A 13909-nucleotide genomic window follows, 5' to 3' on the forward strand; every position below is an offset into this window, starting at 1 on the left:
GGAGACGGAGCACGCATGACCCGCAGTCTGATCCCCGGCATCCTCGCCATGGCGACGATCGTCGTCGCCTCGAACATCCTCGTTCAGTTTCTCTTTGGCCAGTGGCTGACGTGGGGGGCATTCACCTATCCCTTCGCCTTCCTCGTCACCGACCTCACGAACCGCCTGCAAGGTCCCGCCGCCGCGCGCCGGGTGGTGGCGGCGGGCTTCGTCGTCGGCCTCGTCTGCTCGCTCGTCGGAACGCAGATCGAGGGCGCTTTCGGCCCGCTCGTGACCTGGCGGATCGCGCTGGGGTCGGGGCTGGCGTTCCTCACGGCGCAGATGGCCGATGTCGGCATATTCGACCGACTGCGCCAGGGCCGCTGGTGGCGGGCGCCCCTGGTCTCCACACTGGTGGGATCCTCGCTCGACACGGCGATCTTCTTCTCGGTGGCCTTCTCCGGGGCGCTGGGATTTCTCGAGCCGGGCAACGACGTGAGCTGGGCGGGCGAGACCCTGCCGCTGCTCGGGATCGGGCCGGACGTGCCGCTCTGGGTGTCGCTGGCGGTCGCGGACTGGCTGGTGAAACTCGCGCTCGCGCTTGTCGCCCTCGTGCCGTTTCGGCTGATTATTGCAAGATTGACGGAAAAAGTTGTGTGAAAGTTTTTGACAAACACAAAATCTGTGGCACGCTATTGGTAACGGCAACGCAGCGAAAGGAGGTGATCCAGTGTCGAGAGTGATATTGGAGAGAGGTGTCGGGACAGTCAGGGGGGCCGTGGCCTGAGGGCAACCCCATGGGTTAAGAACCCTGACTGGGCCGGTCGATCTTCGACACCCTAACTGGCCCATCTCCGTAGATCTCGGAGGGCCGTTCCTAATCGGAACGGCCCTTTCCGTGTCGGGACAGCGCGACAAGAACCTTAACTACCGCCGGTGCGGCAGGGCTCATGCAGTGCGGGCATTCTCGCGATGGCCTGCCGCCGAGATTCCACGTTCGGCCTTGCGCGTGGTGCCGAGGCAAGACCGCAGCGAACGCCGGTGTCGGCTTAAGTCAACCTTCGTGGGATCGCGCTCTTACCTGGGAAACAGGAGCGTCACGGTTAGCCTGGCGGCCCACCCGTCGGGACCATTCTGCGGCCCGTCTGCCCAATACTTGACGCCTCCACCGATGCTGACGGGCTGGTTTCCGAATGCCGTCAGCTTCGAGATGGTGAGGTTGATCGGCACCGAGGCATAGTCTGTGTCCCAGTTGTATGTCGTTTCAGTGTTCACCGCGAACGTCCAAGCCGTCGGCGTGGTGTAGGACAGGAATGGTTGCAGGAACGTGTTGTTGATGCTCGTCGCGCCGGACCCATCGCCAACGTCCCAAAGATGATTGGCGAGCGCGCCGTAGGTCCAGGGGCCGGCTTGCTTCAGGGCGACGCCAGTGACCCCCGCCGCGAACTGATCCGCGCCAAGATTGTTCGTCGCGGTCGGCAGCAGGAACACCGGACCGGCGCCCCAGATCAGCCCGCCGGCAGTCGGGCGTTGCGGAGAGAAGAAGAAGCTCTGCACGACGTCCCCGACTCCGGATTGCGAGGAGCCGGGGATGACGTCGGACTGATCAATGACGGGCAGGATCGTCCGCGAGATCAGGTTCCAGTCGTCATTCAGCGTGATCGGAACGACGGGCTGGATGTTCAGCGTCGACCGGGTGCCGTTGCCGTTCGGGCCAAAGCCTTCGTCGTAGTTGTACTGGAACGGAACGCTGATCAGCGATGCGACGGGGTTGCTGAGTTGCTTGGCCAGATCTGACGCTTCCTGCGCATTGACCAGACCGGCGGGCATGGTCGCGAAAATCAGGAAACCGGCAATGGTTCTATGCAGCATGATTTTTGCTCTCCTGCCAATAATGCGGAAACGGGGAAGTCTGCGTCCAGTTTGACCGGTCGGTCCCAATCAAGGCAAGGAAATACCGCCATGGCACCGCGGGCGCGCCTGACTGACACGGTCACCACGTCACGGGGGGCTTTCCCGTGCCGGCTTGCCTTGCGAGGGCGCCGTTGCCTGGGAATTGCGCTTCCGCAGCCGCCACCGGAACCGCGGCTGTGCTTGCACGCGCTTCCGTAAATGATCGCTGTTGCGCCCCGTGCCTGAGCGCGGCGCGGATCCCGCAACGGTTCGGACCAGATCCCGAGATGTTGGACACGCGCCTTGCGCCAGCCTATGACCGGATCATGCTGCGCATCACCGACGAGATCACCATCGCCGACTGGGAACTGACCGAGAGCTTCAGCCGCTCCTCCGGGCCGGGCGGGCAGAACGTCAACAAGGTCGAGACCGCGGTCGAGTTGCGCTTCGAGGCGGAGCGCAGCCCGCATTTGCCGGAACCGGTGAAAAAGCGGCTGAAGCGGCTTGCCGGGCGGCGCTGGACCAATGACGGCGCGATCGTGATCCGCGCCGAGGAGACCCGCAGCCAGGCCCGCAACCGCGAGCTCGCGCGCGAGCGGCTGACCGAACTGATCCGCGCCGCGCTCGTCGCGCCGAAGCGGCGGATCGCGACCAGGCCGACGCTTGGCAGCCAGCGGCGGCGGCTTCAGGCCAAGACCGCCCGGGGCCAGGTCAAGACACTGCGCGGGAAGGTCGAGGAGGATTGACCCCGATCCGCTGGCAAAGCCGCCCGGCCGCGCGGATCGGCCACAATTGCGCAACATGTGGCGCCGCAGCGGTCGGCGCCGAAGACAGCGCCGGAAGAAGCGTGCTTATATGCGGGCAAAGTGACTGAAGCGATCGGGGCTGACCGGATAACATGCTGAAGAAGGCTGCCATGCTTGTATCCGGTAACGCGCTCGGGTCGGTGCTTCTGCTCGCACGCAACCTGATCGTCGCGCGGCTCGTGAGCCCCGAGGATTACGGCATCGCCGCCACGTTCGCGATCGTTATGTCTGTCGTGGAGATGCTCTCGCAGTTCGGGCTGAGCCAGATGATCGTCGTCGACAAGGACGGCGACGAGCCCCGGTTCCAGGCCGTGATGCAGGGCTTCCAGTTCGCGCGCGGCGCCCTCGCGAGCCTCGTGCTTTTCGCGATCGCCCATCCCACCGCGCGCTTTCTCGGCATCGAGCATGTCGCCTGGGCCTACCAGGTCGTCGCCGTCGTCCCGCTGATAAACGGGTTCCAGCATTTCGACATCCACCGCCTCAAGCGGCACCTGAACTTCCGGCCGTTCATAATGTCGCAGTCGATTCCGCCCCTGGTCGCGCTGCTCGCGATCTGGCCGCTGGCGCTTCTCTATGGCGACTACCGGATCATGCTGGTCTCACTGCTGGCTCAGGCGGTCGTGATGGCGCTCCTGTCACATCTCGTGGCCGAGCGGCGCTACCAGCTCGGCTTCGATCTCGCGCTGATCCGGCGCGCGACGGTGTTCGGCTGGCCGCTTCTGCTCAACGGCGCGCTTCTGTTCGGCGTCTTCTACGGCGAGCGGGTGATCGTCGGGCGCGAGCTCGGCATGGCGGCGCTCGGGGTCTTTTCGATGGCGGTCACGCTGACGCTGACGCCGACGCTGGTGATGGCCGGTGCCAACCAGTCGGCCTTCCTGCCGAATCTGAGTTCGGCGCGCGAACGGCCGGCCGCGTTCCAGTGGCTCGGTGTGGCGGCGGTGGAGGCGGGGCTGGCGTCGGGGATCGCCCTCATTCTCGGCATCGTCTTCCTGGGTGGGCCGGTGGTCCATCTGCTGCTCGGAGAGAAATACGCGGCGCTCCTGCCGCTTCTCGTGCCCGTCGCGGTGCTGCAGGCGCTCCGGATGGCCAAGACCGGCAGCACGACCGTCGCGCTGTCGCGCGGGCGTACCGGCAACGCGGTGGCGGCGAACCTCCTCCGGGTGCTGTCGCTGCCGGTCTCGTGGCTCGTCTTGCACCGCACCGGCGACGTGATGCTCCTGATCTGGATCGCCGCCGGCGCCGAGGTCCTGGGCTATCTCGTGTCGCTCCACCTCGCGGCGCGCAGGACCGGGCTCAGGCTCGGCCCGGTCGTGCGGCCCTCGCTCCTCGCCGCGTTGACCTACGCCGCGGCGCTCGCCGCCAACTGGGTCGAGCCGCCGCGGCCCGACCTTGCCGGTCACCTGCTGCGCTGGCCGCTGCTGGCGGTGGCGATCTGCGGCTTGGCCGCGCTTGCGTCCATGAAGGCGCTGAGGGGCTACCTCCTCCGGCAGATCCGCAAGCGCGCCGCCTGAGCGGGAGGGCCCGAGTGTCGCGACCCGTCTGGCGGCCGCTTCACGATTGGACGCGACGCTGGCCGACGATCGCGGCGGGATTGCCGGCGACGATCGCGTTCGCGGGGATGTCGGTACGAACGACCGCGCCCGCGCCGACGATCGCACCGTCGCCAATTGTCACCCCGGCCAGCACCACCGCGCCGTAACCGAGCCAGACGTCGCAGCCGATGCGCACGGTCGCCTCGTTCATCGCCTGATCCGTGACTGGGCTGCCGTCGTTGTAGCGATAGCTGGCCGCCGTCACCATCACCGAGGGTGCGATCAGTGCGTCGGCACCGATCTCGATCCGGGCCGCGCCGGGACCGGCCCAGAGGCTGGTGTTCGCGCCGACATGCACGCGGTCGCCGATCACGATGTTCTTGCCGTTGGAAAAGCTCACGGTCGGGCTGATGCTGACTCCCTGTCCACGGGTGACCTGTCTCAGTTCGGTGACATGAGTGTAGTTGTAATAGTTCAGCACCTTGATGGCATGCGCATAGGCCCGCGGGTCGAGCGCCGCGCGGATGAGCCGGGCGAACCTCTGCAGCCTGCTCGTGCGGACTTTGTGGATACTGTCACTCGTCATGCGGTCGTCTCTTGGCCGAAGTGTCTAGCGCAGGAGAGCGGAAATTGCGTCGCGGGTAAACCGGTTCTTGCGCAAACCCGCCTTTCCGCGCGCGCCTCTGGCCGACGCCGCGGTCGCTTGTTAGCATGGCCGCAATCCGGAAAGGATCGTCGCGGAGCACGATCCGATGGAATGACGGGACGCGGGAGAGAGAGATGAGTGCGAGTGCGGCGCGGCGCGCCCTTATCGTCGTCGAGAACCTGCCGGTGCCGCTCGACCGCCGGGTCTGGCTCGAGGCGACGACGCTCGCCGCGGCGGGCTACGAGGTCAGCGTGATCTGCCCGACCGGGCGCGGCTGGGATCTTCACCGCGAGGTGATCGAGGGCATCCATATCTACCGATACCCCGAGCCGCCCGAGGCGCATTCCGGTGCCGCGGCCTATGCGAAGGAATACCTGCATTCGCTCTATCACTGGTTTCGGCTGGCCCGCGAGGTCCGGCGCGAGCGCGGCTTCGACGTGATCCAGGGCTGCAATCCGCCCGACCTCATCTTCCTTCTGGCACTCTGGTACCGTCCGCGCGGGGTGCGCTACCTCTTCGACCATCACGACGTCTGCCCCGAGCTGTTCGAGGCGAAGTTCGGCAAGCGCGGCCTTCTCTACCGGGTCATGCGAATCTGGGAGCGCATGACCTTCGCCTGCGCCACCGTGTCCATCGCCACGAACGAGAGCTTCCGCGAGATCGCGATCCGGCGGGGCGGCATGGCGGCCGAGGACGTGTTCGTCGTCCGCTCCGCCCCGAAGATCGAGAAGTTCGAGATCCGCCCCGCCGATCCGGCGATGCGCAAGGGGGCGGGCACGGTGATGGGCTATGTCGGCGTGATCGGCCAGCAGGAGGGGATGGATCTTCTCGTTGCCGCCGCCGATCACCTGATCCGAAAGATCGGGTACGCGGACGTGCATTTCCTCATCGTCGGCTTCGGACCGGAGCTGCCCAATGTCGAGGCCGACGTGGCGCGGCGCGGGCTCGGGGCGCATTTCACCTTCACCGGACCGCTCTATGGCGAGGATCTTCTCCGCGCGCTCAACAGCTGCGATATCGGCGTCTCGCCCGACCCGAAGAACGCGATGAACGACATCTCCACCATGAACAAGGTCATGGAATACATGACGCTGGAAAAGCCGGTGGTGCAGTTCGACCTGAAGGAGGGGCGTGCCTCGGCCGGGGAGGCGTCGCTCTATGCGCGCGCCAACGAGCCGGAGGACTTCGCGTCGAAGATCGCGGCGCTGATCGACGACCCCGAGGCGCGGGCGCGGATGGGCCGGATCGGCCGCGCGCGGGTCATGGAGCGGCTGAGCTGGGCGCATTCGGCGCCCCGGCTGCTCGCCGCCTATGACCGGATCTTCGCGCGGATCGGGCGCTGACCGTGGGGCGGTTTCCGGCTCAGGGACGGAAACTGAAATCCCGGTCGAGCGAAAGGAACACCGCGTTGGAGCGCGCGTCGCCCGACGCCCCGGAATCCTGCAGGTCGCGCAGCACCACGCCGCCCGTCAGGTCCCAGTCTTGCGTGATCGCGCGCGAATAGCTGGCGTTGAAAGTGGTCCGCGTGACCGTCGGCGCCGTGTTCGTTCCGGCGGGCTCAGACTGACCCCAGGCCAGCGACATGTTGATGCGCGACACGCTGTCGATGATGTAGCCATAGCCGAGCCGGACCCTCGTATCAATGACGTCGTTGCTCAGCGTATCGGTCGATAGCCCGCGATCGACCGCCACGGTAACGGTGCTGTTGCGCAACTGCTGGCCATAGGCCAGCGAGCCGATCACGAAGACCTCACCCGACGGCGAGTCCGCGGCGCCCAGCGAGGCCGAGAACGTACCGGTAGGCAGCTGCAGGTCGCGTCCGAAGCGGAGCGTCTGGGTCCTGCCATTCTCGTTGATGCTGGAATCGGCGGAAACGAAGGCGGTGCCGTTGGTCATCACCTTGGTCAACTTCAGAGAACCGGTGATCCCATCGCGCGTGGCCGTGCCGAAGATCGTGTCGGTCTCAACGTCGGTCCAGCCGATCTGGGCGTCGAGCAGCAGGACCGGATTGATTTCCTGCGTGACGCCAAGCGTGTAATCGAGCGTCCGGCGATCGGTCTGGACGGTATCGTCGGCGGAGTAGTCGTCTATCGAGGCGCCGAGGCGCAGTTGAGTCACCGGCGACACCCGCATCGACACGCCAGCCGCGGCCTGGTCGGTTCGGTTGTCGACGAGGTTGGGATCGGTGACGTTAGTATAGGTCTGCTCGTCATGATCGACCGAGAGGTTGAAGCCGATCGGATCGTTGATGCCGGTCTGCAAGGCGGCGCCGTAGGTCTTCGTCTTGATCCTTCCGCCCCCACCGAGAAGCGCGTTGGAGATTGGATCAACCTGCTCGACCAGGAACGGGTCTAGAAAATCCCTGTCGACATCACGAAAGCGTCCGTAGGCCGTCAGCACACTGTTGCCGGTGTCGCGCCGGTAACGAAACCTGACGTCGGGGTCTTCAAAGCCGCTTGCCGAGTTTCCGGCAAAATCGGCGAAGCGGAACACACCCGACGCGTCGAGCCTGAAATCGTCGATCTCCGTGATGTTCGACACGCCGAACCGGAGCGTGTTGTCGAAGACCGCGCTGTCGCCGGGGCTGACGGGATCCAGCCCGAAGTTGTCATCGTACGTCACCTTGGATTCGACATTGACGTCGACCTGAAGACCGCCAGTCGAAGCCGTGCCTGCGGCCGCCGTCTGCGGGGTCGCCGTCGGAGCCGTCGCTGCAACGGGCGCCGGGGTAACGCCGATCACCGCCGGCGATCCCGGAATCGCAACCGCGCCCCCCTGCTGCGGGAGCGCGGCTCCGGGCCAAATAACTGCTGTGACCGCGAGGGTTGCGATCCCGGTCCTGGTTGTCCCCACTTTTCCTGCCTTTACTCGAAGAGCCTGCGCTCGGGTACTACGATGACGTCGCCTTCATGAAGGACGATCGACGGGGCTTGGGCGCCCGCTTTCACCGAATGGAAGTTGTAGCGATAGACCTTTTCCGTGCCGGTCGACTTGTCGAGGCGGCGCAGCTGGATGCGCTTGGATGCGGCGAACCTGGTCAGGCCGCCGGTTTCGGCAAGAAACTGCAGCAGCGTCGTTCCCTTGGCGACATCGCGGCGGCCCTGGCTCGTGACCTCGCCGAGCGCGTAGATCGCGATCGTCGGGCCGACGGCGATCGTCGCGGCGGCAGCCTGGGCGTTGGCGGCGTTCACCGCCGTGGTCACGGGGTTGAGCTGGCCGACCGACAGGAACACGGTGGGCGGAGAGGCGAAGTTCGATGCGAGCGCGGTCGTGATCGAGGAGCGCAGCCCCTCGATCGTCTGGCCCGTGGCGCGCACGGTCCCGACGAGCGGCAGGCTGACGGTGCCGTCCGGCAATACCAGCAGGCTTCGGTTGAGGCTCGGATCCTCGAGGACCTCCATCTGCAGGAGATCGCCCGCCTGAATTCGGTAACCGCTCTGCGCCCATGCGGCGGGAACGAGGAGAACTGCGACTATTAGGCCCAACAGTGTTCTGAACATTTCTCACATCCATTGAGGTACGAATCACTCAAAGGGTACGAGCAAACCCCGGCAGGTCAAATCGTTAACTTGCTGTCAGTCTGGAATATTCAACCCTGAGGCCATTGCGCGACAGGTCAGTATCCTGTGCCCTTCAGGACCACGCGGACGGTTGCGACGAGGATTTTTACGTCGGTCCGCAGAGACAGCGTCTCGTCATAGAGCCGGTCGAAATCGGACCGTTTGGCGAAGGTGGTCTCGTTGCGTGCGGAGACCTGCCAGGGGCCGGTGACGCCTGGACGCAGCGTGTAATAGGCGGTGCCGTCGTAGAGCACACGCTGGCTCGGCATGAAGGGGCGCGGGCCGACAAGAGACATCTGCCCCAGCGCCACGTTCCAAAGCTGCGGCAGCTCGTCGAGCGAGGTCTTGCGCAGGATTCGTCCGATCCAGGTGATCCGCGGATCGTCCTTGAGTTTCTGGGTGCTGTTCCATTCCAGCCGCGCCTCGGCGTTGTGCGACAAGTACCCCTCGAGCCGGCGGTCAGCGTCAGGCACCATCGTGCGCAACTTTAGCATGCGGAACACGCGGCCGCCGCGGCCGACCCGCGGGCTGAAGTAGAACGGAAACGATCCGTCGAGCGCCACGATCACCGCGAGGGCCGCAATGAGCGGCACCGCCAGGACCGCCGCAAGAAGAACCAGGATGAGATCGAATACCCGCTTCAGTCCGTTCCGATAAACGCCGGTCCGCTTCACGCGAACCGCTGAGCCGTGCCCTTTGCCCGACAAGTCGAATTCTTCTGACACGTCATTGACCTGAAGCGTCATGCCTCTCCGCCCCGTTTCGGAACGCGCGCTTGATGCGCGCGAGCGGCCAGCCGGGCTCCAATAGCCTTGGCCTTCCGTCCATGAGACGGCCACCACCCACATTTATTCATATCATTGAATGATCATTTTCGAAATCTTCATTTCCGAATTCGCCGACTGGTCGGCCGGAGCCCGCGCGAAAAGCCGGCGCCCGGCCCGGTTGCGCGCCTTTTCGCCCATATGCGCACGCCATCTGTTTCTGGATATGATACAGTGAATGGGATTTCGTCGATTGATGAGGCGAGTTTACGATTTTCGGGGGGCGCAAGGTGCTGCGAATCGACGCAACGGTGAGAAACTTGCTATGAATGTGGGGAGCACGGCCTCAGGTTGAGTCATCGCAGGACCGTTTACGCGATGAGTTCGGGGCTGCTACGATTGGAAAAGGCATTGCGGGCAGCCGCACGGCGCAACGGAGCCCGGCTTCGAATGGTTTGTGGATGAACAAGGTCGCGGAGACCAGGACGGAAGAGACGAGTAGCGTCGGCTTCTACATGAACTTCTTCGGGTTCCGCGAGCGCCCCTTCACGCTCGTTCCCGATCCCGATTTCCTGTTCTGGTCGCCCCAGCACCGCCGGGCCTATTCGGTGCTCGAATTCGGCATCCTGAGCCGCGCGCCGATCACCCTCGTCACGGGCGGGGTCGGCTGCGGCAAGACCACGCTCCTGCGCGAACTCCTGCGGCAGTTCGAAGACAGCGTTACCGTCGGCCTGATCTCCAACAGCCAGGGCAACCGCGGCGAGCTGATCCAGTGGGTGCTGAACGCGGTCGGCGTGCGCTTCGATGCGGGGCATGGCTATGTGCAGCTGTTCCAGCAGCTCCAGGACTACCTGATCGAGGAATATGCAGCCGGGCGCCGGGTCGTCCTTATCTTCGACGAGGCGCAGAACCTGTCGCGCGAAAGCCTCGAAGAGCTGCGCATGCTGACCAACATCAACTCCGGCAAGGACGAGGTGCTGCAACTCGTGCTCGTCGGCCAGCCGGAACTGCGCGACATGGTGCTCGATCCGTCCTTGCGCCAGCTTGCACAGCGGATCGCGGCGAGTTTCCATCTCGTTCCGCTCGACGAGCAGTCGGTGGTCGAACTGATCGCACATCGGCTGAAGGCGGCGGGCGGGACCGGCGCCGAGGTGACGGTGCCGGCGGCGCGTCTGGTCCACAAGGTGACGCACGGCGTTCCGCGGCTGGTCAACCAGCTGTGCGACATGGCGCTGCTCTATGCCTGGAGCACCGACAACCACCATGCCGACGAGAGTGTCGTTCAGTCGGTCCTCGATGACGGCGTGTTCTTTGCGGCCCAGATCGCGGCAGAGGAAGAGAAGCACAAATGAACCTGGACCTGTCTTTCTACTTCGCGATCTTCCTGCGGCGGCTGCATTACTTCATCGTGATCTTCGCGCTGGTGACCGCGGCGTCCGTTGCCGCGGCGCTGCTCCTGCCCCCGGTCTTTTCAAGCTCCGGCTTGCTTCTGCTCGAAGGTTCGCAGATCCCGGCCGCACTGGCCGCCCCGACCGTGCAGGCCGCGGCGATGGAGAAGTTCCAGACCGTCGAGAACCGCCTGATGACGCGGACGAACCTGATCGAGATCGCGCGCCGCAACAATGTCTATGAGAATATCGCGTCGATGTCGCCGGACCAGATCGCCGACGCCATGCGCAGCAACACGCGGATCAACAAGAGCACGGGCCGCGGCGAGGCCACGACGATGTGGATCGAGTTCAAGGGTGACAGCGCAGAGACCGTCGCCGCCGTGGCCGGTGATTACGTCAAGTTCATCCTCGACTACGACCTCGCCTCCCGTACGGCTAGCGCCGAGAGCACGCTCGAGTTCTTCGAGAACGAGGTGGAGCGGCTCGACGGCGAACTCGACCGGATGAGCGCCAAGATCCTCGATTTCCAGACGAACAATGCCGACGCGCTGCCCTCGACGCTGACCTTTCGGCTCGGGCAGCAGACGCTTTTGCAGGGGCGGCTTGCGACGCTTGAGAACGACATCGCCACGATGAAGGACCAGAAGGCGCGGATGATCGCGATCTTCCAGTCGACCGGGCAGATCAGCAATGCCACGACCGCGGGCCAGACCCCCGAGGCCCAGCAGCTCGACGCGATGCGCGCACAGCTTAGCGACATGCTCGCCGTGTTTGCGCCGTCCAACCCCAAGGTCAAGGTTCTGCAGCAGAAGATCGCCCAGCTCGAAGAGGTGGTGAAGGCCCAGCTTCCGGGTGACGGAAGCGGCAATCCGGCGGCGACGATGCTCGATGTCCAGCTTGCCGATCTGGACACAAGGATCGCTCTGGCCGAGGAGCAGCGCACCAAGCTTATCGACGAACTCGCGGTCCTTCAGGACACGATCGACCGGACGCCGGCCAACCAGGTCGCGCTCGACGCGCTCGTGCGAGACCAGGCCAACGTCCAGCAGCAATACGATGCCGCGGTGGCGCGCCGTTCGCAGGCCGCGGCGGGCGAGCGGATCCAGGTGCTGGAACAGGGCGAGCGGATCTCGCTGGTCGAAACGCCGTCCGTGCCGGATGGCCCGGTCAGCCCGAACCGCACCCTTATCGTGGCCGGCGGCATGCTCGCCGGCATCGGGCTCGGCCTCGCGGTGATCGTGCTTCTGGAGCTGCTGAACCGCTCGGTCCGGCGCCCGAAGGACTTGATCGACCAGTTCGGCATCACGCCGATCGTGACGATTCCCTATATCCGCACGCCGTCAGAGACGATGCGGCGACGCTCGGGCTTCGCGGCGCTTATGCTGGTCGCGATCGTCGGGATTCCCGCGATCATCTACGCGGTGCACATCTATTACCAGCCGCTCGACGCGATCTTCGCGACGGTGGCCGAGAAACTGGGGCTGAGTCTGTGATCGTACGGGCAGTGCGACCGCTGGCGCGGAGGTGAAGTAGCGATGGAAAAACTCGAAGCCGCATTGGCCAAGGCCCGCGAGATGCGCCGCTCGGCCCTATCGGCGACGCCCCCGGTCCGGGACAGGGCGGGCGCGCGCGATCGGTCCGTGAACGACTGGCTGACGCTGCCGGAGATCTCGCTGACCCCCGAAGCCATCACCCGAGGCCGCATTTCCGCTTTGGCGGGTGGGCGCGACGCGACGCCCTATGATCTCTTGCGGTCGCGCACCTACCGCCTGATGAAGGAAAAGGGCTGGAGCCGTCTGGCCATCACCTCGCCCGGGACGGCCTGCGGCAAGACGACGATCGCGCTGAACCTCGCGCTCAGCCTGGCACGGCAGCGCGATCTGCGGGTGATGTTGCTCGATTTCGATCTGCGGCGGCCCTCGCTGCACCGGATGCTCGGCCATGTTCCCGAAAACTCGTTCCACGAGGTTCTCGAAGGCCGGGTCGCCTTCGCAGAACAGGCGATGCGGATCGGCTCCAACCTTGCGATCGCGCTGAACACCAGCAAGTCGCTCGACCCATCCGAACTCATGCAGAGCGCCGCCACGCGCAGGACCCTAGACGAAATCGAGCGCAACTGGCAGCCGGACCTGATGATCTTCGATCTCGCGCCGATGGACGCGGGCGACGACTACGTCAACTTTCTCGGCAATGTCGATTGCGCGCTGCTGGTCGCGGCCGCCGAAAGCACGACGCTCGCGAATATCGACATCTGCGAGAAGGAGCTTGCCCAGCTCACCGACGTGCTCGGCATAGTGCTGAACAAGTGCCGCTATTCCGACGATTCGGTCGGTTACAACTACGAAGCTTACGGCTGAGGTCGCGCGCGTGGAGATCCGCTCCGGGGAGGCCCCTTCCGGCGATATGGCGTCGCGCGAAAACGGGGGCGGCATGCCCGCCGAAAGCGTCATCATTCCCCATTACAACGACACGCGGCGGCTGCGCCGGTGCCTCGCGGCGCTATTGGCCGGGGACACGGCGGGGGCAGAGATCCTCGTCGTCGACAACGGCTCGACCGAGCCGCTCGACGCGCTGAAGGCCGAGTTCGCCACCGTCCGCTTCATCGAGGAGCCGAAGCCCAGTGCTGCCTCCGCCCGGAATTGCGGGGTGCGCGAAAGCCGCGGCGGGAGGCTTTGCTTTATAGATGCCGACTGCGTTCCGGCACCGGACTGGCTCGCCGCCGCGCGCCGCACCACTGGCGACGCCGACATCGTCGGCGGTGCGATCGACGTCTTCGACGAAACGCCGGGGCCACGCAGCGGCGCCGAGGCCTTCGAGACAGTCTTCGCCTTCAACTACCGCGACTATATCGAGCGCAAGGGCTTCTTCGTCACCGCCAATCTCGTCACCTCCCGCGTGGTGATGGAGGCGGTCGGCCCCTTCACGCCCGGCGTCTCGGAAGACTTGGAGTGGTGCCTGCGGGCGAGCGACATGGGCTTCCGGCTGGCCCTTGACGAGAATCTCAGGGTGGCGCATCCGACCCGCGCCGACTGGCCTGCGCTAGAGCGCAAGTGGCTTCGGATCGCGCGCGAGATGTTCGTCATGCACAGCGCCGCCCATCCCGGCGCGGCTGGCCGGTTCGTCTGGTTCCTTTGGGCGCTGGTGATGCCGGCGAGTATCGCCTTGCATCTGCCGAAAATCCTGCTTTCGCCGAAGCTCCGCGGCGCGGGCGAGCGGCTGCGCGGCGCGGGGACGCTGGTCCGACTGCGGTTTCTTCGCAGCTGGTGGATGCTGCGTCAGGCGCTGGGCGCGTCGGTCTGACCGTTAAGGCATGAAAAACCCCGCCGGTGTTCCGGCGG

The 13909-nt window shown here is 65.3% G+C and carries 14 protein-coding genes; 9 read left to right on the forward strand and 5 right to left on the reverse strand.

Features of this window, described 5'->3' with window-relative positions; genetic code table 11:
* Positions 1-15 precede the first annotated feature (15 nt).
* On the forward strand, positions 16-639 hold the full coding sequence (locus R5H32_RS12055; protein ID WP_318338932.1) for a queuosine precursor transporter: 624 nt from the start codon (positions 16-18) through the stop codon (positions 637-639).
* Positions 640-1056: 417 nt separating this feature from the next.
* Here the strand turns inward: R5H32_RS12055 and R5H32_RS12060 are convergent, their stop codons facing one another.
* Positions 1057-1851 (reverse strand): transporter, encoded by a 795-nt coding sequence (locus R5H32_RS12060; RefSeq protein WP_318338933.1) that lies wholly within the window; start codon positions 1849-1851, stop codon positions 1057-1059.
* 347 nt (positions 1852-2198) lie between these two features.
* Between R5H32_RS12060 and arfB the strand changes: the two genes are divergently transcribed.
* A complete protein-coding gene (arfB, locus tag R5H32_RS12065; protein ID WP_318339127.1) occupies positions 2199-2618 on the forward strand; it encodes an alternative ribosome rescue aminoacyl-tRNA hydrolase ArfB in 420 nt (139 codons plus the stop codon).
* A 152-nt stretch (positions 2619-2770) separates the two neighbouring features.
* Positions 2771-4189: an oligosaccharide flippase family protein gene (locus R5H32_RS12070; RefSeq protein ID WP_318338934.1), complete on the forward strand. Its 1419-nt coding sequence runs from the start codon at positions 2771-2773 to the stop codon at positions 4187-4189.
* 40 nt (positions 4190-4229) lie between these two features.
* On the opposite strand, the gene R5H32_RS12075 is transcribed toward R5H32_RS12070, so the two are convergent.
* Positions 4230-4796 carry an acyltransferase gene (locus R5H32_RS12075; RefSeq protein WP_318338935.1) on the reverse strand — a complete coding sequence of 189 codons (567 nt, stop codon included), beginning with the start codon at positions 4794-4796 and terminating at the stop codon, positions 4230-4232.
* Between the two features lie 194 nt (positions 4797-4990).
* Here R5H32_RS12075 and R5H32_RS12080 point away from each other — a divergent pair, with 194 nt between their 5' ends.
* Positions 4991-6199: a glycosyltransferase family 4 protein gene (locus R5H32_RS12080; RefSeq protein ID WP_318338936.1), complete on the forward strand. Its 1209-nt coding sequence runs from the start codon at positions 4991-4993 to the stop codon at positions 6197-6199.
* A gap of 19 nt (positions 6200-6218) precedes the next feature.
* Here the strand turns inward: R5H32_RS12080 and R5H32_RS12085 are convergent, their stop codons facing one another.
* From R5H32_RS12085 to R5H32_RS12095, 3 genes are all read right to left on the reverse strand, one after another.
* The gene (locus tag R5H32_RS12085) at positions 6219-7598 is read right to left on the reverse strand and encodes a hypothetical protein (protein ID WP_318338937.1); all 1380 of its coding nucleotides are present in this window, start codon (positions 7596-7598) and stop codon (positions 6219-6221) included.
* Positions 7599-7720: 122 nt separating this feature from the next.
* On the reverse strand, positions 7721-8356 hold the full coding sequence (locus tag R5H32_RS12090) for a polysaccharide biosynthesis/export family protein (RefSeq protein WP_318338938.1): 636 nt from the start codon (positions 8354-8356) through the stop codon (positions 7721-7723).
* Positions 8357-8472: 116 nt separating this feature from the next.
* Complete coding sequence (locus tag R5H32_RS12095) at positions 8473-9162, reverse strand: sugar transferase (protein ID WP_318338939.1); 690 nt, start codon at positions 9160-9162, stop codon at positions 8473-8475.
* Between the two features lie 118 nt (positions 9163-9280).
* On the opposite strand from R5H32_RS12095, the gene R5H32_RS12100 reads away from it, so the two are divergent.
* From R5H32_RS12100 to R5H32_RS12120, 5 genes are all read left to right on the forward strand, one after another.
* On the forward strand, positions 9281-9418 hold the full coding sequence (locus tag R5H32_RS12100; protein WP_318338940.1) for a hypothetical protein: 138 nt from the start codon (positions 9281-9283) through the stop codon (positions 9416-9418).
* A gap of 223 nt (positions 9419-9641) precedes the next feature.
* Positions 9642-10532 carry an ExeA family protein gene (locus R5H32_RS12105; RefSeq protein ID WP_318338941.1) on the forward strand — a complete coding sequence of 297 codons (891 nt, stop codon included), beginning with the start codon at positions 9642-9644 and terminating at the stop codon, positions 10530-10532.
* A complete protein-coding gene (locus R5H32_RS12110) occupies positions 10529-12064 on the forward strand; it encodes a lipopolysaccharide biosynthesis (protein WP_318338942.1) in 1536 nt (511 codons plus the stop codon). The genes R5H32_RS12105 and R5H32_RS12110 overlap by 4 nt, the downstream gene beginning before the upstream one ends.
* A 42-nt stretch (positions 12065-12106) precedes the next feature.
* A complete protein-coding gene (locus R5H32_RS12115; protein ID WP_318338943.1) occupies positions 12107-12928 on the forward strand; it encodes a CpsD/CapB family tyrosine-protein kinase in 822 nt (273 codons plus the stop codon).
* A 73-nt stretch (positions 12929-13001) separates the two neighbouring features.
* Entirely contained in the window at positions 13002-13871 is an 870-nt protein-coding gene (locus R5H32_RS12120; protein ID WP_318338944.1) for a glycosyltransferase, read from the forward strand.
* Positions 13872-13909: the final 38 nt, after the last annotated feature.

It is taken from the genome of Defluviimonas sp. D31 (assembly GCF_033436765.1).
GTDB lineage: Bacteria > Pseudomonadota > Alphaproteobacteria > Rhodobacterales > Rhodobacteraceae > Albidovulum.